Genomic DNA, 25,958 nt, shown 5'->3' with positions numbered 1-25,958 from the left:
AAGGCACTACCAGCCGCACAGCGGCGAGGGACAGAAGCAGGTCCATCTAGATAGAACCGCTGCCTTGTGCCGGCTCAACATACGGTGATGTGGTCGATGACTAGACTCGGCGCCGAGTTCAAAGCAGATCAGACACGGATCAACAGAAAGGCAGCGGATTACCGGTATGGGTAGGCACAGCATGCCCGGCCCTGAGGATTCCATGGATCAGCCATCTGACCAATTCGCTGCATTCGGGCCGGATCAGGGCGACGAGATAGATCACGGCTACCAAGGCAGGATGGGTTACCCAGAGCATGCTTTTGAACCAGCGGCTATCGACTCGCCGAACGACCAGAGCTACCCGCACGGAGCAGAGCATCCGGCTGACTCCGCACCCCAGACTCTCGACGAAACCATCGATTACCAGAGTTACTGGGCCGAAGACCGCAACGAGGACCCTTTTGCCGCTGGCGCAGCCGACGACTACCCAGACTTTCCGCCCCCACCTGCAGGCTCATCGACTAGCGCACAGGTACCGACCGGCCTGTCGCACCTATTCAGAGCTAGCCACCGTAGCGTCGACAAATGGCAAGGCGGACACCGCAGTGACGGCGGACGACGAGGGGTCAGCATCGGCGTGATCGCGACCCTTGCCGCGGTCGTGGTGCTGGTGGGCGCGGTGATCATGTGGAGTTTCCTCGGCCATATCTTGGACAATCGCAAGCACCAGGCAGCCGCACGCTGCGTAGGTGGTCACCAGACGGTCGCTGTTGTCGCAGATCCGTCGATCGCCGATTACCTGCAAGAGTTCGCCCAAAGTTACAACGCATCCGCCCGGCCGGTGGGCGACCATTGCATGACGGTGACTGTCAAACCCGTCGGCTCGGAGGCAGCGCTCACCGGTTTCAACGACAAGTGGCCGGCTGACTTAGGGGACAAGCCGGCGCTATGGATCCCGGGCAGTTCGATCTCCGCAGCACGACTCGCCGTGACCGCAGGTCAGAAGACAATCAGCGAAAGCCATTCGCTGGTGACGTCGCCAGTGCTGCTGGCGGTTCGGCCAGAATTCGAGCAGGCCCTCATCAACAAAGACTGGGCAGCACTGCCCAGCCTGCAAACCAATCCGAACTCCTTGGCTGATTTGAACCTGCCGGCCTGGGGATCACTCCGGCTGGCCTTGCCGATGAACGGCAACAGCGACGCCACGTTTTTAGCCGGCGAGGCGATAGCGGCTGCGTCGGTACCTGCTGGTGCACCTGCAACACAGGGCGTGGGAGCAGTGCACACTCTAATGAGCGCTCAACCCAAACTTGCCGACAACACCTGGGCAGAAGCGATGAGCACACTGCTCAAACCCGGTGACATAGCAACTGCACCGGTGCACGCTGTGATCACCACCGAGCAACAGCTATTCCAGCGCGGCCAGTCATTGTCAGACGCCAAGAACACTTTGGGATCCTGGCTACCGCACGGTCCTGCGCCGATTGCTGACTATCCCGCGGTGCTGCTCAACGGCTCGTGGCTGACACAGGAGCAAGCCGCGGCGGCCAGTGAGTTTGCTCGGTTCGTGCAAAAACCCGACCAACTGGCGAAGCTCGCTAAAGCTGGTTTTCGAGTTAACGGCATCACACCGCCGAGCAGTTCCGTTACCAGTTTCGCGGCGGTGCCTTCCACCGTCTCGATAGGTGACGACGGGATGCGCGCCACGCTGGTCGAAGCGATGATCCAGCCGTCTAGCGGGGTGGCAGCAACTATCATGCTAGACCAGTCGATGCCCACCAAGGAAGGCGGCAAAACCCGGTTGGCCAACGTCATAGCGGCCCTCGGCGACAAGATCAATGCGATGTCGCCCACCTCGGTCATGGGCCTGTGGACATTCGACGGCCACAAGGGTCGAACGGAGGTGACAACAGGTCAGCTAACCGAACCGGTCAACGGCCAACCCCGCTCGGCAGCTCTGACGGCTGCGCTGGACAAGCAGTATTCATCCAACGGCGGTGCAGTGTCATTTACCACGCTACGAATGATCTACCAGGAGATGCTAGCCAATTACCATGCCGGACAAACGAATTCGGTATTGGTGATCACTGCTGGACCGCACACCGACCAAACCCTGGACGGGGCGGGTCTGCAGGATTTCATCCGCACTAGCACCGACCCAGCTAAACCGATAGCGGTAAATGTCATCGACTTCGGGACCGACCCCGACCAGGCAACCTGGAAAGCTGTCGCCCAGATCAGCGGCGGAAGCTACCAGAACTTGTCGACGTCAGCCTCTCTTGACCTCGCTACCGCGATCGATACATTCTTGAGCTGAGCTCGTCTACGCGGTAAGGAACGCGATGAACGCTGAATACATTCTAGACCCCCAGCTGTATCTATTTCCATCGCGCTGTTTCGACAGCTCGCGAGGGTGTATCCACTACATCGACGATGGAGATGGTCCGGCCCAACGTTGTTGTGCCACGCCAATCCCACCTGGAGCTTCGGGTACCCACAACATTGTGGTCGCATTGCGTGACCGGTTTAACTTCATCGCACATCGCACCCGATTATCTCGGTTTCGGGTTCTCTAAGCGTCCCGCGAGATTCAGCTACAAAATCCACGAACACGCCCAAGTGGTGGATGAGTTGGTTATTCACCTGAACCAAGACTGCAGACAACTATCTGACGATGAACCAGAACTGGAGTGGAACCGATCGGCATGGCGGTCGCGGTCGAGCGTACTAACCGGGTGCGCGGAATCATTTTAGGCAATACCTGGTTTTGGCCGGCAAACACGTAGACAACAACGGCCGTCAACAGGGTAGTGTACCGCCTACCGATGCCATCCCACCCGACCCTGCAACGAAATTCCTTTGTCGAGCAACTGATCCCCGCCAGAACAGAACGCCGACCTATCACCGCGGTGATGGCACGCTACTGGGCAGTGTAACCCAACACCGCGGCACGGTTGAGCATAGCCGAAATGCCCAAGTAGATCCTGTCCGCCCATCCGCCGCGGGCACGGCAGGTGTAAAAGTGTCAACCAAACGCGGTGCCAAACTCGTCCTGTTTGTATGGGACATGAAGGATTTTGCCTTCAGACTCGGCCCTAAGCTGTCACGAATGCGCGAGACATTCCTGAATCACATCCTGGTCGAACATGCCCATTGCCAAGCATTTCATCCAGGAGGATGAGTCCGCAGTGATCACCGCGACAATCATCGAGCGCTTCGGCTGACGGTTCTGGACCGACTCAGACGAACGCCTCCACCGGTGGGCACGAGCACACCAAATTGCGGTCGCCGTAGGCGCCGTCGATACGACGCACCGGCGGCCACACCTTCGGCCGGAACGCTTTGCCGAGCGGATAGGCGGCCTCTTCTCGAGTATACGGATGATCCCAGTCGGAGGCCAGCAGGCACTCAGCGGTGTGCGGTGCGCCACGTAGTGGGTTGTCCTCAACAGACCACTCCCCTGCACCGACGCGGGCGATCTCGCCACGGATGGCGATCATGGCTTCGCAGAATGCATCGATTTCGGCCAGGCTCTCACTCTCGGTGGGCTCCACCATCAGCGTTCCAGGCACCGGGAAACTCATCGTGGGAGCGTGAAAACCATAGTCCGCCAAGCGTTTAGCAACATCCTCGACAGTAACACCAACCGACTTGGTGATCGGCCGCAGGTCCAGGATACACTCGTGGGCGACCATTCCGTTCTGGCCGGTGTACAGCACCGGAAAATACTCGTCGAGCCGACGGGCTATGTAGTTGGCCGAGGCGATTGCGGTCAGCGATGCCGTTCGCAGACCGTCGGCGCCCATCATCCTGATATAGGCCCACGTGATCGGCAGAATCGAGGCGGACCCGTACGGCGCCGACGACACCGGCTTACCTTGCGGCAGTTCGGGAGCAAAGGGGTGACCCGGAAGAAACGATGCCAAGTGCGAACGAACCGCCAACGGCCCGACTCCTGGTCCGCCGCCGCCGTGCGGTATGCAGAACGTTTTATGCAGGTTCAGGTGGCTAACGTCGCCGCCGAACTTGCCCGGCCGGGCCAGGCCGACCAGTGCGTTGAGGTTGGCCCCATCGACATAAACCTGACCGCCAGCGTCGTGCACCGCCGCGCAGATCTCGGCAATGTCGTGCTCATAGACGCCGTGCGTGGACGGATAGGTGATCATCAACACGGACAGCCGGTTGGCATGCTCGCTGACCTTGGTACGTAGATCGTCAAGATCAACGTCACCGTTGTCGTGGCAGCCCACCACAACCACGCGCATACCGACCAACGCCGCCGATGCGGCGTTGGTGCCATGCGCGCTTGACGGAATCAGACAGATGTCGCGGTGCGGTTCTCCTCGGCTGGCGTGGTAGTCATGAATCGCCAAAAGACCAGCGTACTCCCCCTGAGAGCCCGCGTTGGGCTGCAAGGAAACCGCATCGTAGCCGGTGATCTGCACCAGCCAGCTCTCCAAGTCGCTGATGAGACGACGCAGCCCGGGAGTGTCTGATATTGGCGCGAACGGATGCTGGCGCGTGAATTCCTGCCAGGTAATCGACTCCATCTCGGCGGCGGAGTTGAGCTTCATCGTGCACGAACCGAGCGGAATCATGCTGCGGTCCAAAGCGATATCCTTATCCGCCAGGGCACGCAAGTACCGCATCATCGAAGTTTCGGTGCGGTACCGGGTAAATGCGGGATGCGCCAGGAACGCCGAGGTTCGGGTCGTGATATCCGGTCCGGCGAAGCTCGCCCGCGCCGGCGTCGCTGCGAACGCCGCCAACACGGCCATGATGTGCTCATCGGTGGTGGCCTCGTCACAGGCCACCGAAACATGGTCGCCGTCCACGAGCCACACATTGATCCCGCGCTCCTTCGCAGCGCCCTGAATTTGCGCCGCCCGGCCAGTTACCCGGGCTAGCACGGTGTCGAAGAACGCCTGGTGTACCACTTCGACGCCAGCTGCGGACAGACCGGCCGCCAGATCGCGTGCCCGCGCGTGCACCCGTCGCGCGATACCGGTCAACCCCTCGGCACCATGGTAGCTGGCGTACATCGCAGCCATCACCGCCAGCAGCACCTGTGCGGTGCAGATGTTGCTCGTCGCCTTGTCGCGGCGGATATGCTGTTCGCGGGTCTGCAGCGCCAACCGGTAGGCCGGTATGCCGTCGCTGTCGACGGAAACACCGACCAGCCGACCCGGCAGCTGACGGGCATGCTTGGTGTGGAGGGCGAGGTATCCTGCATGCGGTCCACCGAATCCCATTGGCACACCAAACCTTTGAGTAGTACCGAATGCGAGATCGGCGCCGATCTCGCCCGGTGGTGTGATCAACGTCAGCGCCAACAGATCGGCGCCGACGGCGACCAATGCGCCGCGGCTGTGGGCCTGGGCAATTAAAGCGGTCCAGTCGGTAATCCGGCCGCTGGCTCCGGGCAGTTGAGTGATGACGCCGAAGAACTCACCGTCCGGTAGTCCTTCGCGTAGGTCGGCCACGACGATGTCGATACCTAACGGTTTGGCCCGAGTGGCGAACACCGCAGCAGTCTGGGTTAACACATCGACGTCGACTACCAGGCAGTTCGCCGTACTGCGCGCGGCACGGTACATCAATGTCATGGCCTCGGCTGCTGCGGTGCCCTCATCGAGCATCGATGCGTTCGCGATCTCCAGGCCAGTAAGATCGCTGACCAGAGTCTGGAAATTCAGCAGCGCTTCCAGCCGACCTTGACTGATTTCGGGTTGGTACGGTGTGTAGGAAGTGTACCAGGCTGGGTTCTCCAAAATGTTGCGTGACAGCACCGCGGGCGTGAGGGTGTCGTAGTAGCCCTGACCGATCATCGATACGGCAACAGTGTTGGAACGAGCAAGCGCACCTAGCTCGGCTAGCGCCTCGAACTCGGTAGCCGGCGGCGGCAACCGGTCCAGTCCCGGTGCAACACCTGTGTCGGTTACATTATCGAGAATGCCGCTAGGAACCGCCTTGGCTGCCAGGTCGTCGAGCGATTCGACGCCAATGACTGCAAGCATGGCAGCAACGTCCTCACTGTTAGGGCCAATATGCCGGGCTGCAAAGCAGGTCTGCTTGTTCGATGAGTTCGGTACCAACACTCGGAGACTCCTGATGTAAGCCTGATGTAAGGTCAGAGCGCAACGCTGATGATGTCGCCAACGTCCGCGTTGCAGTCCTCTCCCTCTGTCGTCCACCCAAGCCGGGCGCCTGAGAGATTCGACAACCCGATCACCGTGCGGTGGGGTTGGCTTTCCCCATGGGCGGGTGAGCCGAATAAACGGACCACCGCTTTCCAGAGGCATCGGGGCCGCGCGCGGTCCGGGTGCCTGAGAGATTGACGGAGAGGTATTGCTCCTTCGGCGTCCGTAACTGGCGGTCACAGAACTCTCCCGCGTGAGGGCGATGCAGATCCAACTTTACCCTCCGCGTCGCACGCGAAGGTAAACAACATGGAGCCGCTGACTACGCTGCAGAGTTAGCCGATTTTGCGGTCGCGATGCTTGCGCCGGGAGGCCAGCTCGTCTTCCGGCGCGACTATCGACTCGCCACCATCGGCGCGCTCACCACTGAAGTCGGCGATCACGCCGGTCAGCTCACGCATAGCGCCGGACACGGCAATACCGAACACGCCCTGCCCGCCTTGTAACAGGTCGACGACCTCTTCAGCCGACGTACACTCATAAACCGTAGTACCGTCGGAGAACAAGGTGATGTTGGCTAGATCCTGAACGCCACGCTGGCGTAAATGGTCAACAGCAACCCGAATGTTGTGCAACGAGATACCGGTGTCGAGCAATCGTTTGACGATCTTGAGAACCAGGATGTCCTTAAACGAGTACAGGCGCTGGCTGCCGGAGCCAGCCGCACCCCGGATCGATGGAACCACTAATGACGTCCGTGCCCAGTAGTCCAGCTGGCGGTACGTTATTCCGGCGATCTGGCAGGCGCTGGGCCCACGGTAGCCAACCAACTCGTCAGGCACGGAGTCGTCAGGGAAGAGTCCGGGTTGAACTGGTCCGCTCACTGCGGTGGGGCCATTGAGGCCAACGTCACCATGGGTTGTAGCGGTCGGGGTGTCCCGGTAGTCCGCAAGGTCCAGCTGACCTTGACGTGGCTGCTCGCTCACGGTGGTTCCTCTCGCCGATCGCGCTCTGGTCACTAGCTGCGTCATTGGCCCCCCGGTAGCCATATTTGATCAGGCCCGAGTGTTAGAAAGCATACGCTGTTCGGTAGTTGCCCTACCTGAAGGGTCATCAAAGTATGACCGTCGCGAATATCTGTCAGCACTATCCGCTAGGCGTGTCGCATCACAGTGCTATATGAGACCTATTCGTGATGTTAGCGCAAGCGTCGTACCCACCCTCACGCCGTTGCACGGCGCGCATCGTCGCTGGGCTAGGTCGCTTTGAAATCGTCAGGAGACACACTGTCGAGAAACTCCTTGAACTTCTCTACCTCGTCTTCGCGAACAGCGCCGCCGGCATCCTCATTATTTTCGTCGGGAATCAGCAGGCCGGCCTGGGCAAGCACGACCTCCTCGACGTAGATCGGAACACCGACCCGCAAAGCGATCGCCACCGAGTCCGAGGGACGCGCCGACACCTTGATATTGTGATCAAAGATCAGATCAGCGTAGAAAGTGCCTTCCTGCAGATCAACGATCCGCACCTCTTTGAGCGAATGCCCAAGCGCGGCAATGACGTCCCTGATCAGATCGTGCGTAAGCGGACGGGGTGGTTCAATGCCTTGCTGTTCGAGCGCAATCGCGGCGGCCTCCGATTGGCCGATCCAGATTGGCAGATACCGGTCACCATTGGCTTCGCGCAGCAATAGCACCGGCTGGTTCTGCGGCTGCTCGACACGAATGCCGACAACACGAACTTCGCCCATCTTTGCCCGCCCTCCGCACTTACCGCTGTGTTCAATTCACGCTCGGCACGACGACACGGTAGACACCGTGCCTTGCCACGCCGCCGAACACCAAGCTGTCGAACGAAGTCTAATCCTCAGCGGTGCAGAACGCCGCGAACCGCAGACTTGATCAACGAGGTATGCAAAGTAATGGCGAGCGCAACAACCTCACGTACCAAGTCGTCAGCGCGGTCACGGGCGCCAGCCTTACCTGCTTTGACTATAGGCCCGGCGATTTGGACGATCAGGTCGGACTGGCGGTCAGCCGCTGACCGGAAGGCTCGCAGATGCCGCGGCTCAACACCGTACTCGGACAGCGCCCGCGCGCATTGGAGGGTCACGACTGCATGCTCATCGAAAAATCCGCACGGCCCGGTGGTGATCACACCGGCTTTGAGTAGTGCGGTTAACAGGTCTTCTGCCACTCCTGAGCGGTCCAGGAGGTCTTCTCGACTCAGCCAGATGCCGGCGGACGACACCACAGCTGTGTCGGAGCCGACCCCCGATCCGACACCGGCACCCGAGCTGCCCGTCATCGAAACCAATCGCGGTACGACGTAAGGAGAACCGAATGGTGGCAGCTCACCATCAGGTTGGGCGTCCAGCTGCGCCCTGATGACCTTCAGCGGTAAGTAATGATCGCGCTGTACAGTTAGGATGAACCGCAGCCGTGCACAATCGTACGCGGTGAACCGCCGGTACCCCGACGCAGAACGCTGGGGGGTCACGAGCCCTTCAGCCTCCAGGAAACGAATCTTGGAAATTGTGACATCGGGGAAATCCGACCTAAGCAGATCCAAGACCTCCCCAATCGACATCCCGACCAGTGCCGGGCTATCGGGTGCACTCACTTGCCTACGGTTCCCCCGTCGTCATCCGGCTTGGGACCGATCAGGAAGACTAACCGGAATTTGCCGATCTGCACTTCGTCACCATTTACCAATACCGCAGAATCCACCGGCTCGCGGTTGACGTAGGTGCCGTTGAGGCTGCCAACATCGACGACGTGGAACTCGTTACCCTCTAACCGGAATTCGGCATGACGGCGGCTCACCGTAACGTCATCGAGGAAGATGTCGCTGTCGGGGTGTCGGCCGGCGGAGGTGATGACCTGGTCAAGCAAAAAGCGCGATCCGGCGTTTGGCCCACGTTTGACGACCAGCAACGCCGAGCCCGCAAGAAGTCCTTCAACCCCGGATACCGCGCTCTCAGCACCTGCCTGTGCTGGAGCGTCCAGTTCGTTAAGGAAGTCGGCGCGGAAGACCGAAGTCGTCTCCACGGTGACTTCGTCAGAAGTCTGGTCTTCTTGTCTTCTTGAGTCCATGTCCGTCACCCGCTGCTCCTTACTAGCCGCTGTGGCGTTGCCTGACCCGGGCCACTCGCCCGGCTTTCCGCTAGGTTCTCCACCTGGTACTACCGATTACAGCCGTCTAGGGCTCATGTGTCGACCGTACCGCGCGGCGGTATGCAATTCGCCAACTACCGCAAGATCGGACCCCCATTACCCAGCTCCTCCTCGAGCCGCCTGGCGTCCGCATCATCGTCACATGGGATTGCCAAGCACCCTAGCAAGCGTCATTCGGTTAGTGTGCCGCGATAAGTCTCGGCGTCAAGCAGCGTTGCGATAGCTGACTCCAAAACACCAACGTCGGAGACGTGAACATCCAGGAGCCAGCCAGCGCCGTATGGGTCGGAGTTCACTAGTTGCGGACTGCCTTCCAGATCGGTGTTTACCGCCGACACTGTACCCGACACCGGTGCATACAGGTCCGACACCGATTTCGTCGATTCCACTTCGCCGAAGGATTTGCCCGCCGCTAGCTCAGCGCCTACTTCTGGCAGCTGGACGAACACCACATCACCCAGTGTCGACTGCGCAAAGTCAGTAAGCCCGACCCGGACGGTAGCTTCGCCACTGCGCCGAATCCACTCATGCTCGGCAGTGTAATGCAGATCGGACGGGATATCGCTCACGGTAATCCTGTTCTGTGTGTGGTCGACTTGACGGGCTGAGCGTATTGGTGTGATTTTGGTGGCCGCAAGGCGGTCACGTCCACTCGATCGACTTGTTGCATCGACATCCGCGGCCAACGCATTTGACGCTGCGCTCCGCGCTACGGGGATGTTCATCGCCGAGGCGAGCATAGGCGAATTGCAAATCACCAGAATCGAATACGAGGACTCCTATAGTGCCTTGCTGTCGATAGTCAGCGACCCAGGAACACCGACCACCCAGGTATCGACACCGAACCCATAACGACTGGTGCGCATCATTGATCTCGATTGCCTCGGCGCCGGCAGTACGCAACTCGCTAATCACGTCAAGTATGGCTTCGGGCGCGACCCCGGAGCCGGGATCGTCAACGTGACACCCGACCCGGCAACGCCGGCGGCACCAACCAAGATGGACAGCACAACCAATCGAGCCTGGGCGCTTTGAATGGCGGCCTGATCGATATTGCTTGATACTTGCAACGCGTTCAACATGTTCTGTAGTTCGGTCACTTTGGTGTTCAGCGTGGCCTCGCGTTGCCGTAATGAATCTAGCAGTACCAAAAGGTCGGCGGAACGCGCCGTTTTCAAGGAATCACCGGACTCGGTATGGCCGACCTGGGTGACAATGGCGATCCCCAAGAGCAAGCACGACAGGATCTCTAGCGTTCTAAACGCCAGACGCGAGCGACCACTCCGCAGCGACCCGGACAGTCCCGTCCGGCGCAGCGACCAGCTAGGTTGTCGCGGATAGTCGGCTGGTATTTCGTGACGCCCATGGCGCGCCGCTTCTCTCCTTCATATCGCTCTTTCGCTCTGCATCGTCACCGGCGCGTGTCACGCTCCGAACAGCCTGCGCCGCAGCGCGACGGCATTGCCAAAGATACGAATACCCAGCACCACAATGTATCGCCGTGGATAGTTGCTCACAACGTCCAGCTGATCGTCGACATAGACGATCAGGGCAGCTAACAAGACGTTGAATATGAACAAAACAACGAAAACCTTCGGGTCAAAGGTCCGCTCAAGATAAGCACGAGGTCCGCCAAACACCGCGTCGAGCGCAGTGAACACCGCAATCGGCAAATACGGGTTGGATAAGCTCAAGTACGCTGGGATGCAAAAACCAGGCCCAGTACGATGTCAATCGCAAGCGCTACGAGACCCGATCATGATGGTCGCATTACCCTACGAGTTGCCCCGACGGGAATCTTCTCACGCGAACTTTTCTCACTAGGGCCCAATCTGTTTGCTGTTTGGCGAACTTGACATCTAAGAGCGCTCCAGCGGACAACGTGAGACCGTCGGCGATGTTCACACTGATAACGAAGCCGTAGGAGGCTTCCAGCAGCCTAAGACGCTGACGACCGGGGCTGTCGTCGAACACGTCCAGCATGGAGTGCGGCGGCTCCACCGCGAGGATGGTGTTAGGGGCTGCTGGCGGGATCGTTGTCAATCAGGATCGCTGCACCGGCCTAGCCGAATCGGCACATTAGGCCCAATCCGTACGTCATCAACTGGGATTGCCTCAGCGCCGCTCGCCCACAACGGGTTAACGACGAGCTGCAGGTAGCGGTCCAGAATGATTTGCTGACTGCCCTTATACGTTGCTTGGACACATCGGAAAGAATGAGATTAGGGCCTAAAACGATTCGGTTAAACTCACCCTAAAATTAGGCCCGATAATTGGTGTGCTGGCGGCCGCTAGGTTGAGCACGTCGAGGAGGTTCAGCAGCCACTGACCCTCGGCGTTTTGTGCGAGCGCGAGCCGCTGCACAGCGTCGACTTGAGCCGAAAGCACACTGCGCTGTTGAGCCAGCTTGGCCGAAACGGTCTGGATAGAATGCATGCTTGCCACCAGTAAATGCTGGGCGGCGCGCACACCAGAGGCGACCGAGCGGGCTTGTGCAACCGCGGCAGCAAATACCGTGGTAACCAGGGCCGCTGCCAACCCTTGCCAGATCCACGTGAACGCGCGGGCGCGCGGCGTGGTTGAGCAGCCACGTTCGGCAGCTGCCGGGGAGTAGCCGGGAGCGAGATATACGGACAACAGAGCACGCAGCAGCGAAGGCGCCGGGACTTTCTTGGGCCAGGCTGCAGCGTGGAGGTTGTAGCCCGCATTCGGGTCATAACCGCCGAGCTGTCGCTCACGTTCAGCCATGTTCAATGACTTTTCCCGCAAGCTGCCGATGGGCTTGGTGCTTGATCTTGGGCATCCGCCGCACCACCATCGTCATCTGCACCGCATACAGTACAAATGCCCACAGGTACGCATAGGTCCCCCAGATCAGAAAAGCCCAACCGCAAGCCCCCAGAACACGGCTCCACGACGTGTCCCAAGTTCCTAGAAGAACGAATGGAAAGCCGACCATCAAGCTGAAAGTCGCCGCCTTACCGATATAGGTCACCGGTAATGCCAGCAGTCCGCGACTCCACAGCAACGGCAGCGTTGTGGTCAGTATCACGTCACGTGCCAGTAGAGCGACGACAAACCACCACGGCACGATCCCGCTCAAAGCCAACACGACGGGGATCGTCACCATGTACAGCCGATCAACAGCGGGGTCAAGCAACATACCCAACCGCGAATACTGATCCAACAGCCGGGCAATCTTGCCGTCGGCCCAGTCCGAGGCACCGCTGAACACCAGAATCACCACCGCCCAGCCGTCGGCGTGCATGAACAGCAGAACGTAGACAAACACCGGGATCAGCGCCAGGCGAACGACGCTGAGCAAATTGGGCACTGTCAGCACCCGATTGGGCAGACGCACCGATTCCATGAGCGGTGACCTTAGCCCGGCAACGTCACAGTCCGGGTAACGGGTCGAAAGCAATCGGACCTCAGTGGAAAACCCCGGGTAGACTCAGAGGGGAAAGCGTGTCATCGGATAGCGGGGTGTCATTGACCATGTAGGTCCACGTCGACGTCGGCCGAGCTAGTTTGGACAAATCCAGTCCCGGCTTCTCTTCGAGGATATTCGCAGTTTCGAACGTCTGCTGGGCCGCCTCGATCGCGTTGGCGGCCAGCAAAGCAAACGCGTCGACTGCCAACCGATGAAACTCGTCGAGCGGGTTTTGTCGGCCGAGCGCGCGCAAATGGATGCTTTCACGAATGTCGGCCAGATACGCCAGATGATCGGCCCAGCCACGGTCGAGGTGATACAACATGATCAATCGGCAGATCGTCTCGAGCTGTTCTTCGGCCTCCTCCTTGGGCAGTGCCCGACCCAATTCCTCGTAACGCTTGGGTGCCAGCTCCGCGAGTTCCTCCCGCGCGGTTGCACTACTCAGCAACGTGTTTCGCCGATCCATGATGATAGCGCGCTGCTGGGCGATCAACTGGTTGTAGTGCCAGGTATTTGCATGCACGTCCAGCAGCCGACCCTCCGCGACACGCTGGGCATGGTCAAGCAAACCGGTGGTTTTAGAGCTGATAATACGGCCATCCTCGTCGGTCTGCATCGGCAACTTGTTGCGGTCAAGGTTGGCCGCAACGACATCGTCTTCCCAGCTGGAGAAGAACACCGACGATCCTGGATCGCCCTGGCGCCCGGCCCGGCCACGCAACTGGTTATCCAATCGCTCGGTATGGTGTCGCCCGGTGCCGACCACGTGCAGCCCACCTAGCTCGACAAGCCTGTCATGGTCGGCTTCGTCAGATCCACCAAGGCGGATATCGGTGCCGCGCCCGGCCATCTGGGTGGACACAGTGACCGCACCGAATTTGCCGGCCTCCGCGATGAGCAGCGCTTCTTCAGCATCGTTTTTAGCGTTGAGCACAACCGCGGGCACGCCGTGGCGCAGCAGTCGCTCGTGCAGCTCCTCGGATTCGGCAACATCGCGAGTCCCGACCAGCACCGGTTGACCCGTTTCGTGCACCTCAGCGAGGTGCGCCACGATCGCGTCATTCTTGGCGGCCGCGGTGATGTAGACTCGGTCTGATACGTCCTCACGAATGTTGGGAGTATTCGGCGGTATTGGTGACACACCGAGCTTGTAGAACTGGCGTAGCTGCTCACCAGCGGCCAGGGCGGTGCCGGTCATACCGCACACGGTGGCGTAACGATTGATCAGTGCCTGCACCGTGATGGTATCCAGCACCTCGCCGGTCTCGGTAGTCTTGATGCCCTCCTTCGCCTCGACCGCGGCCTGCAGGCCGTCAGGCCAGCGCTGCAACTGTGCAATGCGACCGCGGGAAGCATTGATTAGGTGTACCGCGTCATCTCGGACAATGTAGTGCACGTCACGCTGCAACAGCACATGCGCGTGCAATGCGACGTTGACTTCGGTCAACGTGGTGCCAACGTGTTCCTCGGAATACAGATCGATGCCACCGAGAGCCTTTTCGACCTTGCGCGCCCCGACATCGGTCAGATGGACGTTGCGGCTGTCGGAGTCGGTGTCGTAATCGGATTCGGCGGACAGCTCGCCGACCAGCTTGATGATCTCAAACCGCGGCTTCTCCCGGTGCGTGGCGCCGGCTAACACGAGCGGCACCAACGCTTCATCGACCAGCACGGAGTCGGCTTCGTCGATAAGGGCCACATCAGGATTGGGCGATACCAGGTCGTCTACGTCGGTCACCAATTGATCGCGCAGCACATCAAAGCCGATCTCGTTGATCGAGGCGTAGGTGACGTCGCAGCCGTAAGCACTCTTTCGGTCCTCACTTGTTGACTCCGCGGTGATCCAGCCCACCGTCAGGCCTATTGCCTCGAGCAGCGGACCCATCCACTCCGCATCACGGCGGGCCAGATAATCGTTGATCGTCACGACGTGCACATGCCGGCCGGCAAGAGCGTATCCGGCCGCCGCAATCGCACCGGCGAGAGTTTTACCCTCACCGGTGGCCATCTCGATGACATCACCAGCAAGCATACGTAGCGCCCCGAGCAACTGTACATCAAAGGGCCTCAAACCCGTTGACCGCTCAGACGCTTCCCGGACAATGGCAAGGAACTGGGGGACGTCGCGAGAATCGGCGAGATCGTTGAGATTGAGCAACCCGCACGCCTTGCGCAGCTGCTCATCGCCTAGATCGGCAGCTTCCTTGTGGTAAGCCGCCGCAGCAGTGACCTTAGCGAAAGAGAAATTTAGGTTCTTGTCCGTGCTGGCTCCGAGTAGCCGCCAAAATCGACCACTCAGACGGCCAAACTGAGTGCGGGGCGTCTTAGACACAGGTTAACGGTACAGCTAGCCACCGACCACCTCGAGCAAGCTCGTCTGTACACCGACACGCCGCACACCCTGGCAATCTGCGGACGTTCGCTGGCCCGGTCCGGCGTGATCAAGCCAGGTTGGACCGGCGAGGGTAGGCGACACTCGGATCGGTCAGCACATTCACGACCGACGACAGACCACTGACGAAAGCACGTTCGAGTGCGGGCCGAAGCTCACCAGGCGCTGACACCAGCTCGCCGTGACCACCGAGGGCACGAACCACCTCGTCGTAGCGAGTACCCTGGCGGAGCTCCGCTACCACCGAGTAGCCGTACAGCGCTTCCATCGGATGTTTCTCTAAACCCCAGATTCCGTTGTTGCCAATCACCGACACGACAGGAACATTGTGCCGAACCAGGGTGTCCCATTCCATGCCGCTGAAGCCAAACGCGCCGTCGCCTTGCAGCAGGACAACTTGACGGTTGGGCCGGGCCAGTTTAGCGGCCAGAGCGTAGCCAGGGCCCGAACCCAGGCAACCGAACGGCCCGCTGTCCAACCAGCAGCCCGGCAAATAGCTGTCGATCACCCGGCCGGCATAAGACCCGAAATCACCGGCGTCGATAACGACGATCGCGTCGCGATCCAACAGCAACGCGAGCTCAGCATACACTCGCATAGGATGCAGCGGGAGCCGGTCGTCGTCCAGTTCAGCTTTCTCGAGTTCACGCGTGGCGGTCTCGGCCGTCCGCAGCGCGCGGATCCAGTCCCGACGGTCGGTCGCACCGACTCCAGCCAACGCCAAGAGGATAGCCTGCAAATCTCCGTAGAGCCCGACCGCGACGGGTCGCGGATAGTCGCGATCGGGTTCAGCACGGTCCGTCACCACGAGCTGTGTTTGCGACCCGAACACCTTGCCGAAGCCCAACCGGAAGTCCATCGGCACCCCGACAACCAATGCCACATCTGCCTCACCCAATGCTTTTCCCCGCGCCCGCGAGAAAGCCAACGGGTGGTCGGCGGGCACTACGCCGCGAGCCATTCCGTTCATCAGCACAGGGATCTGGCATTCTTCGGCTAGACGTAGTAGCGCGGCCTCGGCGTGCCCCCACCAGACGTTGGTCCCGGCCATGATCACCGGCCGGTGCGCCGCGGCTAACAGGCCGGCAGCCCGGTCCAGGGCTTCGGGGTCGGGAGCGGGAGCCGCGGGCAAGTCAGCCAAAGCGCCAGGGCCACTGCCAACGTCGTCAGCCATGGAAAACACGTGGTCCATCGGGAAATCAACGAAACCCACTCCGGACGGGGCACCCACCGCGGCCTGCAATGCTTCGTCGACAAGCCGGCCGGCGGCATCCGCCGACTGTGCGGTGGCGGCGAAACGGGCTAGCGGAGCCACGAACGGCACGTGGTCAATCTCCTGTAACGAGCCCATACCCCATCGCAGTGCGGGTGCTCGGCCGCCGAGGACTACCAGCGGCGACTGGTTCTGCTGCGCCGCCGCCATCGCGCTCATACCGTTGGTGACGCCCGGCCCCGCGGTTAGTACCGCCACACCTGGCTGCCTGGTCACTTTCGACCAACCCTCGGCAGCGAAGGCTGCCGTCTGCTCGTGGCGTGTGTCTATGAGCCTGATACTCTCGCTACGGCAACCATCGTAAATGGAAAACAGATGCCCGCCTGACAACGTAAAGACGGTGTCGACACCACTGGCTTTGAGTCGGCGTGCGACGAGCCGGCCGGCGTGAATGCTGTGGGCCAGGACAGAGTCGGTGCTCATATCGGCAGCCTATCCGCGACTTTCGGATACCTTCGCCGAGAGATTTCTGATTGAGGTACTTTCAGCGCCTCAATCGCGAGGAGACATCAACGTGGAGTTAAGACCATTCCATCCATCTGTCAACTGGGGCCACGCACTGCCAGACTCGTTGTGGTGGATCGCCAAGGCATGGGCGATCAGTGCCATTTGCGTCTTTGTCTTGGTAGTGCTCAGCTTCACCACCCGCTGGGGTCGCCAATACTGGCGGATTACCCGCGGCTACTTCACCGGACCGCAGTCGGTCGGGGTGTGGCTGATGCTGGCTGTGCTGCTACTCTCGGTCGTCACCAACGTGCGGTTGAACGTTTTGTTCAGCTACCAAAGCAAAGACTTGTATAACGCGCTGCAAGCAGCCTTCGAAGGCGCCGGCGCACAGAACGACCTGGTTAAACAGTCAGGAATGCATGGCTTTTGGATGTCGCTCGGGATCTTCTCCATTTTGGCAGTCATATTCATCACCCGCGTGATGGCCGACATTTACCTGACCCAGCGGTTCATCATCGCCTGGCGAGTGTGGCTTACCGACCACCTCACAACTGACTGGCTAGACCAGTGCGCCTATTACCGGGAACAATTCATCGAGAATACGATCGACAACCCCGACCAACGTATCCAGCAAGACATCGATATCTTCACCGCCGGAGGCGGCGGCACCCCCAACGTTCCCTCCAACGGAACGGGTAGCACACTGTTGTTTGGGGCTGTCGAATCGGTGATATCGATGATTTCGTTCACCGCGATCTTGTGGAACCTTTCCGGCCGGCTCGACGTGTTTGAGTTCGAAATACCGCGCGCCATGTTCTGGATCGTCATTGTCTATGTGCTGTTAGCAACGATCATGACGTTCCGGATCGGCCGCCCGTTAATCGGACTGAACTTTGCCAACGAAAAGCTCAACGCTGCCTTCCGTTATGCGTTAGTACGGTTGCGCGACGCCGCCGAGGCCGTTGCGTTCTATCGCGGTGAGGAGGCTGAACAGAAGCAATTGGAGCGGCGCTTCACACCGATCATCGATAATTACCGCAAATACGTCAGCCGCACTATAGGGTTCCTAGGTTGGAACACCTCGGTCAGCCAGATCATCGTTCCGCTGCCGTGGATTCTTCAGGCACCGCGGCTGTTCGCCGGGAAAATTAACTTGGGGGACGTCGGTCAAACCGCGACCGCATTCGGCAATATTCACGAATCGTTATCGTTCTTTCGCAACAATTACGCCGCATTTGCGGCTTTCCGGGCCGCAATCATCCGGTTGCACGGGCTCGTCGTTGCAAATGCTCGCAGCCGAGAGTTGCCCCACGTAACAGCTAAATCGACGGACGATGGTACGGTTCATGTTGCCGCTGTCGAGGTGCGCACGCCGGCAGGCGACCAGTTGATTTACTCGCTCGACCTGCAACTTAACTGCGGTGACTCACTGGTAATAACAGGGTGCTCCGGGGTCGGCAAGACTACAATGCTGCGCAGCCTGGCCGAATTGTGGCCATATGCTTCCGGGACCCTAAGCCGACCCGGCGGCAAGAACGAAACGATGTTCTTATCGCAGTTGCCCTATGTGCCGCTGGGCAACCTACGCGGCGTTGTGTGTTACCCAAATTCGTCCGCCGACATCCCTGAAGACACCGTGCGGAACACGCTGACGAAGGTAGCCCTCAACCCGCTGTGTGACCGGCTAGACGAAGAACAGGACTGGGCCAAGGTACTATCCCCTGGCGAGCAGCAACGCATTGCCTTTGCCCGTATCTTGCTCACCAAACCAAAGGCGATATTCCTCGACGAAAGTACGTCCGCGCTTGACGAAGGGCTGGAATTCGCGCTCTACCAGATGCTGCGAATCGAACTGCCAGACTGCATCGTCGTCAGTGTTAGTCATCGGCGCGCAGTCGAGCTGCTCCACGAACGACAGCTGGAACTGCTTGGCGACGGCCAGTGGCGACTGGGCCCGGTGGAAAAGAAGCCGCTGCATGTCTAGCTGGCGCGGCGCTAACGGACACTAACAGGCAGCACGCTGCAGAAATTAACGGGTACCGGTATCACTTATGCCCGAGCTCAAATCGACGGGCTGAAGTGTCCATGTAGCGCGCGTGATGACCGTGTTCTTTTCTCGCCGACTAGTGGAAACCGCGGGTAATTCGTTCGTGGGTGTGCAGACATGCAAGCCACGTCCGACAGGTTAGGGCATAGTCGGTCGCGTTGATCGTTTGTTATTTTCACCTTAAACCATTTCTCGCACACGGTAGACAATTCGGGCGCTTTAGTGGTGTGTGTTATTGGGTGGGTACGTTTGGTTGGTTGAGGTAAGTGGGTGGTGTATGTGGTTGCCGCCTTGGAGTTGCGCGTTGGTGATCGGGGTCGGCTGGAGTGGTTGACGAGGGCGTCGTGTGTGCTGGTGGGGCAAGTGACGCGGGCGTGGATTGGGTTGGTGGTGTCCGGTGGGGTGGCTAAATACTGATATCCTGGTTCGGGCACGCCGGGGACGGGATGTGCTTCGGTGCTTGTAAGAGATGTTGGTGGGTACGGGTGAATCGCTCGTTTATCTGGGTGTGACGCATTGGGCGGCGCGGTTGATGGCTGATCGGCTGGGGATCGCATTCGCCTCGGTCGCGTGGATTTGGCGTAAATAGGGGCATCCAGCCGCATCGTGTGGAGACTGTCAAGTTCCCGGGCGGGAGGCCAGACTGTGTGATGTGGTCGGGCTCTACCTGGATCTATGTGCGCTACGCAGCCTTGATGATTGAACGTGAAGGTGAGAGATCTTCGCCGCCGGTCCTGTCGCAGCAAGAACGGTGAAGCGGTAGCAGCCTGGCCTGGGTGACGCCGGGGAGGGTGGGAACCGTCCTAGGTCCTGCCTGGGTGCTGTGCGGCCAACACGCTTGATCGGGTTGGGTTCATCGTCGGTCGATCGGGTCAGAGGCGGGGTCACCGTAGTACTTTGAGCCGGGGAAAGGCCCGTGCGCGTGGAGAAAGGATGGCAGCGGGTTGGAGGAAGGAAAAGATGCTGTACTGTCGACGACACGCCGGTGATTGTCGGCGCTCTTGATCAACCGGCCCGGTTGGGGCCTTGGTGACGGGTATCGTAGATACAGTCAAACTTCATCGTGGGGCTGCGGTCGATCGTGGCTGGCAAGTTCGATGACCTGTTCAATCTCGTGTGTGATCCCGCGACGTTGTTGGTGGTGTTTGACCCGGTCACAGGCGACCATGGGGGCGAATAACTGCTGGCGTGGGGACTAGACCGTCGCCCACGGCGAAGAAATCGTCGGGGTAGCGGGTTTTGACCACCTGCGGACTGGTTGAAGGACGGTTCGTTGCGACCGCTGCTGGTGCGGAAACGTAAGATTCCCGAATCCGGAGGTTGGGAAACTGTGAAAGCTCGGTACATCGGCTATCGCGGATCGAATCGTTCAGGATACGTTGAAGCTGGTGCTGGGTCCTGTCTTCGAGACCGATTTCGCGCCAGTCCCCCTGGGTTCCACCCCAAGCGGCGATCTCAGGACGCGATCGCCGAGCTTGACCAATACAGCACTCAAGGCTATCGATGGGTGCTGTATTGCCAGACATCGAGGTGCGCCGTGACTTCAGCTCACATTCCGCTCTTGCTGGAGCGGAATGTGATTGCAAGTCAAGGATAAACACGTACTGGTCCTGGTGAAGACGTTTTTCAGGCTGGTGTGCTCACCAAGTCTGGTGAGCACGAGAACACTCACACCGAAACGGCTCAGGGCGATATCTTGTCGTCGTTGCTGACCAACATCGCCTTGTCTGCGCTCGATGAACATCTGATGCGGGCCATGGAAGCCGGGCGGCTCGATGTCAACTGCTTACCTGTGTAGTCGGTGGCTCATCCAAAGGCCTGCCGAGGACAACACAATCAAACACGCTGAAGCCCTGCAAATGAAATCGACTCGGTGCTTACGTCTTTGGGTCTGCAGTTGTCGGCTGCAAAGACACAGATCATGCATCTCGGTAACGGTGTGGACTTTCGCAGCTGACACACCGGGTGAAAACGCAAGAACAGAACGACCAAGTGGCATGTCTAGACTTCTATCGCCGACCGGACACAACGGTGTGTGCAAGCCAAGATCCGTGCCCTGACGAACAGGAAATCACAGCGCAATCCGGTGGTGTGCTGGCACACGATCAAACCAGATCCTGCGCAGGTGGACCAACTACGTCCGGTCCATGGCCTGCAAACACACCCTTAGCCGCCGGTGCCACTTCGCGTGGTAACGGGTCATTCGATGGTTTCGAGCACGGTATCGCTGGAGGTGGAAAGACATTCATCGTCGGTTCACCACCTCCGAAGAACGGTGAAAACCGATTGAGGCAAAAGAGAGCACCCGGTTGAACCCGGCCGCGGTACCAGACCGGTACCACTACCGAAGCACCACGATCCTCATCCCTTGGACCAGCGTCCCACCTCCTAACAGCAATAACCGTGGAGAGCCTGGTGGGCAAAGACGCGTGCACCAGGGTCGGCAAGCAGTCTGGGAAACGGATCGAAAGTATCCGCGGCACCACGCCCAGGCTCACTCAACCCGCGGCGGTGGTTGTGCTCAACGTCAACAATGAAGCCCCAGATCCAAGCAGCTGGATCGCACCCAAGCCGGATTGGGCTACTACCTTCAAACTCGCCACCAAAACACACCCACACATCCAGTTGCGCGTCATCTGCGACAACTACGCCACCCACAAACCCCCAGCAGCCGGACCTGGCCAGACAATAACCAGCAAGCCAGACTGCACTTTACACCGACAAGCTGCTCACGGCTGAGATATAACCGAAATCTTTTTCACCACCACCGGCCACAACACGTTCACCGATGTCAACAACCTCGAAACCGCAATCCCCACCTACAGCAATAGCTACAACAAACACACCACACCGTTCACCGAAACCAAAACCACAGACACCCCCCCCACACAATCACACGCTACAACAATCACCAACACACAACACGAGCCGGCGTATCAGACCTGCACGGGCAGTGCCGACATTCCGCGCATTGCCACGTTAGGCTTATAGACCAATTCACCGGCCAGCTGTACCTGTGGGAAACGCGCACTGATTGCAGATAATGTGACGGTCGCTTCCAACCGAGCCAACGCCGCTCCCAAGCAAAAATGTGAGCCGACGGCAAATGCCAAATGTCGGGAGCTGGGGCGGTCAGGGTCAAATTCATCGGGGCGTGAATAGACCGCTGGATCGCGATTGGCGGCGGCAAGCAACAATACCATTGTGTCACCCTTGGTTAAAGTCGTCTGACCGATCGTCATGTCCTTAGCAGCGACCCGACCGATTAGATGGATTGCTGGGTCATAGCGAAGCGTCTCCTCAACCACCAGCGGCGCGCGCTGCGGGTTGTTACTTAACGCTTTCCACTGCGACGGGTTGCGTAACAGCGCCAGAACCGCATTGGCAATCAGATTCACCGTGGTCTCATGACCAGCAACGAGCAACAGACCGCACGTTGCGATGATTTCTTCCTCGGTCAGCTGATCACCCGACTCGTCCAACTCAATCAGCCTGGAGATCAGATCCTCACCGGGTGTGCCGCGTCGGCACTTAACTAACTTCTCCAAGTAATCCCGCAACCACACACCGGCCCGCAGCCGTTCCTCAGTGGCCTCCGGCGGTTCACCGGTAATGGTAATGAACGGGTCGACTGACTGCACCAATAGTGCTGAGACACGACCAAACTCCGGCGCATCTTCGTACGGCACCCCCAGCAGCCGACAAATCACAGCCACTGCTAGTGGAAAGGCTAGGTCAGCAATGACGTCAAACTGGCCAGCCGCGGCCCCCTTATCCAGAAGGGAATCCACCAATGTCACAATATCGCCTTCCAGCGCCTGAACGACCTTCGGGGCGAACGCCTTGCTGACAAGCCTACGTAACCGGGTATGATCTGGCGGATCGAGAAACATAAACGACGAGGCATAGAACGGTCGCGGTTCTGCACCAGCAGCAATGGCCTGTTGCGCTAATGTTGCCTTGAGCCGGTCGCTGGCCGACAACGGATGGCGCAGTGCCTCATCGCAATCAGAAAACGACGAGAATACTGTCAACGGCATACCTGGTAGCTGCATAGGCCCGTAGTCAATTAACGCGCGATACACCGGAAACGGATCCGCCCGGGTGCCCGGATCAATCAATCTCAGCAACAGCATTTGTGCCTCAACAAGCGATGGCGGGTTATGTCCCATCGGTCGATTATGACTCAGGCACTCAATGGATGTATACACGTACACGGATGTACGAGTTGGGGCGCACGTCCGCATCATTGAGATTGAGGGTGGCTAGCCGAACACCGCCGAGCACGGTGAACGCGTATTTATCGCTACGAGCCAAGCCGTCAGTGTTTGAGACAGATTCTAGAGCCCTGTTCAACGGTGTTGCTCTGCACGTATACTGCGATTGCGCCATAGAATGTATGGTCGGAACCAACCCTTACGCACGCTTAGCGCCGTGACCAGCTGGTTAGCCGCCGACTGCAGCACGATCATAGGGACCGCACAACAGCAAAACCCAGACCACTATCAAGGGCGGGCAGTGACACGGACTCGACATGGACATCGCTGGCTTGATCTACCCGGATGAACAGACAAACATGGCCACATGACTGCAAGCGTATGGACGGACGGCAGCACAGTCCAAACTCACCTAACCTCTTTACAGCTGCGAGCCTGTCCGAACTTCAAACCACTGACCGACAGGACCCGGTCAACACCATCAGCTTCGTGCAAGCCATACGCGTTTTAACCGCTTTGCAGTTGCACTTTCGCGATCAAGAGCAGCGTTTAACCAACCATGCGGTCCACATCGCCAGCAGTGCCGCTATATTGTAACTGCTGGGTAGCAGGGTCGAGTTCATGGTAACGCGGATAAACGATAAACATTGACGACCACCCGTTCAGCGTCCAGCCAGATCACGTACTCGCCCAGATCGATGGTCTCAGAAGACTCAACCGACGACAAACCCTTGCAATATAGAGGCTTCGGCTTGTTCGGAGACGTAAAAACAATTATAGCTCCGACGCGCCCCCTTATCCCCATCCGAATCGTTGACTGGACAGTGGCTAGGTACCACCGTCGACGCATCAAATGCTATACATTGGTTAGCGCACGCGGTGACCTGGTTGGCAGTCGGCCCGGCCCACACAATCTGGGTGCACCCGATGAATAGCAGATCCCAGGCGAGTAACACGCCAATGGCAGTCACGTACGCCACGGAGTCCACATCGGCATAGGCTGACTCCAGGTTCAGCAGATTGACCTGCCGGTAGCCGACTCCAACAATGAGAACGATGAGGTTATAGTCGAACGTCTGATCTGCGTTGCAGAACTTGATTCCGCTGAAACCTAAGTGCTCGAAACAGTCTCGCGTGTACGACGTTGCAATCAAGCCAAGATTGCCAGTTTGCATCATGGCTAGCATCTCGAGCGCCCCGCCGTGTGCGGTCTCGTCAGCAGTGCCCTTGGCGGCGAATGATTCGCACCAATCGGTCCAGCAGGTAATTGCCGTGCATGTGGGCACCGTTGGAGTGGTTGATCAACGCATGAGCGAAGGGCGCGAACAAGATGATGGACTCCATCACGGTGAGCATCCCGCAGGTCAACACAGAGTATCGACAAGCAGTAACGCACCGTAACGGTTATCAGCCCAGTATTGCTCCAGCTATACCCCCTGTCCTACAGCGTCCACGCCTATGCTCAAGTTGGCGACCTCGTTCAGCCCATGGATGTGGTGTTAGAGTATCCGTGGCAGAGTTCGGTTGACCCGACGATCGGAAGCGACCGTGGCATTGCCTCTAACGGATGTGGTAAAAGGCTAACCCGGACGGTCTGGCGGATCTAACCCAGCCCTTGCATCTGGAAGGTGACGACGTCACCATCGTGCAGTCATCCCGGGAACGATTCCCGCGCCGTCAGACTCAAGTGTTCGACGAATGTGCAGGTGGGTACCACGCCGAAGCCAATAACCTCACCAAGACGCAGCTCCACCCCACGTGAGAAGTAGGGGATGACTTCGCCGAGGGTCCCAGTCCATCTGGGTGGTCAAACCCGATCTGATCACGGTGTTGTCGACCAGAGCGCAGATCCCATAGTCGAGCTTGCCGTCGCGGCGGTACAGCCCGCGATCATCGGACGTAGCCAGGCAGGGGCTCAGTGTGGACTATGCTGGGCTTTGCCCTGCCCGATCCCTAGGCGATTCTCCATCTGTTGCAAGTCGCGTGCGGCCCAATTATTTATTAAAGATGGGTGTAGCCCACGATGGCATGTTCAGTTTCATCGGCAGTCAGGTCACTGAAGTCTTTACCGCTGGATCCGATGACCGCAGAAATTTCCAAATTCGAAGCCCTGCCAAGCACTTCCGGTAGACGTCGACGCGCTGCCGCATTATACTAAATAGTTGATGGACAAACGAAATAAAACCCAAGATACCAGTACCAGGTATCGCTAAACACCCATCAGACGCCGAGCCTAGCTAGGCAATTGCGTATAATGTTATAAAAACAACGAGTAACGGATCAAGGGGGCGAGATCGGGGTCATCAACCAAACGTCGGCGCGTTATGCTACCACCCAATGGCTAACGCTACCACATCTTCGCCAGCTGTTCGCAGCCCGTCAACGCTACATCCTTACCAGATTAACTAGTGTCGCGTTCGGCGACATCACGTAGATCACATCCCCCCAGCGAGCACGCCAATGGGTTCGCTGTCGCCCTGATACGTTACCCATTGCATTCCCGCAGCACCTCACTTGGTTTTTGTCCGGCCGCAGCCCACACCAGCTCGTTTGGTGCAAACCGTTATCCACGGTCCATTCGCTATAGCGCACTTCGCCGACCAAAACCGGCTTGACAAACGTCACGCCTCTAGCGTCACGTGTGGGAACCAAGTCACCAAACGGAGATTGGTCGCTGCGCAGGAGTGGTATAATCCACTTGAGGTGGGCGAGGGTACATTCAGCGAAGCCGGCACCACTCCACTCGGCAAAATGCAGCCCACCGACAGTAGGGATACCCATGAGCAGTTCACCGATGCCACGGCTACGTCCGCTTTCCCCGGCGCACCAGCCACCGCTGACGACTTCC

Annotated in this window: 18 protein-coding genes, 4 pseudogenes and 1 riboswitch; of the genes and pseudogenes, 6 read left to right on the top strand and 16 right to left on the bottom strand. The window is 59.0% G+C overall.

Annotated elements, in window-relative coordinates; genetic code table 11:
- Nucleotides 1–280: 280 nt before the first annotated feature.
- Nucleotides 281–2,299 (top strand): substrate-binding domain-containing protein, encoded by a 2,019-nt coding sequence (locus MLPF_RS14230; protein WP_420329630.1) that lies wholly within the window; start codon nt 281–283, stop codon nt 2,297–2,299.
- A gap of 25 nt (nt 2,300–2,324) precedes the next feature.
- Nucleotides 2,325–3,206: pseudogene (locus MLPF_RS16630) on the top strand (alpha/beta fold hydrolase).
- A 15-nt stretch (nt 3,207–3,221) separates the two neighbouring features.
- On the opposite strand, the gene gcvP reads toward MLPF_RS16630, so the two are convergent.
- From gcvP to MLPF_RS14170, 12 genes and pseudogenes are all read right to left on the bottom strand, one after another.
- On the bottom strand, nt 3,222–6,080 hold the full coding sequence (gene gcvP, locus MLPF_RS14225; protein WP_045843578.1) for an aminomethyl-transferring glycine dehydrogenase: 2,859 nt from the start codon (nt 6,078–6,080) through the stop codon (nt 3,222–3,224).
- 206 nt (nt 6,081–6,286) lie between these two features.
- A riboswitch (glycine riboswitch) is annotated at nt 6,287–6,384 on the bottom strand.
- Between the two features lie 73 nt (nt 6,385–6,457).
- The gene (locus tag MLPF_RS14220) at nt 6,458–7,108 is read right to left on the bottom strand and encodes a MerR family transcriptional regulator (RefSeq protein ID WP_045843579.1); all 651 of its coding nucleotides are present in this window, start codon (nt 7,106–7,108) and stop codon (nt 6,458–6,460) included.
- 269 nt (nt 7,109–7,377) lie between these two features.
- Nucleotides 7,378–7,872 (bottom strand): bifunctional nuclease family protein, encoded by a 495-nt coding sequence (locus MLPF_RS14215; RefSeq protein ID WP_045843580.1) that lies wholly within the window; start codon nt 7,870–7,872, stop codon nt 7,378–7,380.
- A 116-nt stretch (nt 7,873–7,988) separates the two neighbouring features.
- Complete coding sequence (gene ftsR / locus MLPF_RS14210) at nt 7,989–8,744, bottom strand: transcriptional regulator FtsR (protein WP_045843581.1); 756 nt, start codon at nt 8,742–8,744, stop codon at nt 7,989–7,991.
- Nucleotides 8,741–9,217: a glycogen accumulation regulator GarA gene (gene garA, locus MLPF_RS14205; RefSeq protein ID WP_420329631.1), complete on the bottom strand. Its 477-nt coding sequence runs from the start codon at nt 9,215–9,217 to the stop codon at nt 8,741–8,743. The genes ftsR and garA overlap by 4 nt, the downstream gene beginning before the upstream one ends.
- A 251-nt stretch (nt 9,218–9,468) precedes the next feature.
- Nucleotides 9,469–9,867, bottom strand: a complete 399-nt coding sequence (gene gcvH, locus MLPF_RS14200) for a glycine cleavage system protein GcvH (protein WP_045843583.1) — start codon at nt 9,865–9,867, stop codon at nt 9,469–9,471.
- Nucleotides 9,864–10,650 (bottom strand): annotated as a pseudogene (locus MLPF_RS14195) (DUF881 domain-containing protein). The gene gcvH and the pseudogene MLPF_RS14195 overlap by 4 nt, the downstream one beginning before the upstream one ends.
- Before the next feature lie 72 nt (nt 10,651–10,722).
- Nucleotides 10,723–11,033: pseudogene (locus MLPF_RS14190) on the bottom strand (DUF1290 domain-containing protein).
- Nucleotides 11,034–11,068: 35 nt separating this feature from the next.
- A pseudogene (locus tag MLPF_RS14185) lies at nt 11,069–12,046 on the bottom strand (DUF881 domain-containing protein).
- Nucleotides 12,039–12,668, bottom strand: a complete 630-nt coding sequence (locus tag MLPF_RS14180; protein WP_045843584.1) for a CDP-alcohol phosphatidyltransferase family protein — start codon at nt 12,666–12,668, stop codon at nt 12,039–12,041. Before MLPF_RS14180 ends, MLPF_RS14185 begins: the two are co-directional and overlap by 8 nt.
- 61 nt (nt 12,669–12,729) lie before the next feature.
- A complete protein-coding gene (gene secA2 / locus MLPF_RS14175; RefSeq protein WP_045843585.1) occupies nt 12,730–15,066 on the bottom strand; it encodes an accessory Sec system translocase SecA2 in 2,337 nt (778 codons plus the stop codon).
- 109 nt (nt 15,067–15,175) lie between these two features.
- Entirely contained in the window at nt 15,176–16,822 is a 1,647-nt protein-coding gene (locus tag MLPF_RS14170; protein WP_045843586.1) for an acetolactate synthase, read from the bottom strand.
- 91 nt (nt 16,823–16,913) lie between these two features.
- Here MLPF_RS14170 and bacA point away from each other — a divergent pair, with 91 nt between their 5' ends.
- From bacA to MLPF_RS14150, 4 genes are all read left to right on the top strand, one after another.
- Nucleotides 16,914–18,830 carry a vitamin B12 ABC transporter pemease/ATP-binding protein BacA gene (gene bacA / locus MLPF_RS14165; RefSeq protein WP_045843587.1) on the top strand — a complete coding sequence of 639 codons (1,917 nt, stop codon included), beginning with the start codon at nt 16,914–16,916 and terminating at the stop codon, nt 18,828–18,830.
- A 336-nt stretch (nt 18,831–19,166) separates the two neighbouring features.
- Nucleotides 19,167–19,310 (top strand): hypothetical protein, encoded by a 144-nt coding sequence (locus MLPF_RS14160; RefSeq protein WP_156147023.1) that lies wholly within the window; start codon nt 19,167–19,169, stop codon nt 19,308–19,310.
- Nucleotides 19,311–20,529: 1,219 nt separating this feature from the next.
- Nucleotides 20,530–20,691, top strand: a complete 162-nt coding sequence (locus MLPF_RS14155; protein WP_193386758.1) for a hypothetical protein — start codon at nt 20,530–20,532, stop codon at nt 20,689–20,691.
- A gap of 605 nt (nt 20,692–21,296) precedes the next feature.
- Complete coding sequence (locus tag MLPF_RS14150; protein ID WP_237817196.1) at nt 21,297–21,632, top strand: hypothetical protein; 336 nt, start codon at nt 21,297–21,299, stop codon at nt 21,630–21,632.
- Between the two features lie 197 nt (nt 21,633–21,829).
- On the opposite strand, the gene MLPF_RS14145 is transcribed toward MLPF_RS14150, so the two are convergent.
- The 4 genes from MLPF_RS14145 to MLPF_RS18125 form a co-directional block, all read right to left on the bottom strand.
- Entirely contained in the window at nt 21,830–23,029 is a 1,200-nt protein-coding gene (locus tag MLPF_RS14145; protein ID WP_236685137.1) for a cytochrome P450, read from the bottom strand.
- A gap of 794 nt (nt 23,030–23,823) precedes the next feature.
- Nucleotides 23,824–24,297 (bottom strand): MBL fold metallo-hydrolase, encoded by a 474-nt coding sequence (locus MLPF_RS18135; RefSeq protein ID WP_427901944.1) that lies wholly within the window; start codon nt 24,295–24,297, stop codon nt 23,824–23,826.
- A gap of 28 nt (nt 24,298–24,325) precedes the next feature.
- Nucleotides 24,326–24,478 carry a hypothetical protein gene (locus MLPF_RS18130; protein WP_427901943.1) on the bottom strand — a complete coding sequence of 51 codons (153 nt, stop codon included), beginning with the start codon at nt 24,476–24,478 and terminating at the stop codon, nt 24,326–24,328.
- Nucleotides 24,479–25,495: 1,017 nt separating this feature from the next.
- Nucleotides 25,496–25,891 carry an ATP dependent DNA ligase gene (locus MLPF_RS18125; protein WP_420329633.1) on the bottom strand — a complete coding sequence of 132 codons (396 nt, stop codon included), beginning with the start codon at nt 25,889–25,891 and terminating at the stop codon, nt 25,496–25,498.
- Nucleotides 25,892–25,958 lie beyond the last annotated feature (67 nt).

Origin of the sequence: Mycobacterium lepromatosis (genome assembly GCF_000975265.2) — a bacterium.
GTDB lineage: Bacteria > Actinomycetota > Actinomycetes > Mycobacteriales > Mycobacteriaceae > Mycobacterium > Mycobacterium lepromatosis.
Note: the sequence above shows the minus strand (reverse complement) of the source record. Positions and strands in the feature narration are given on the sequence as shown.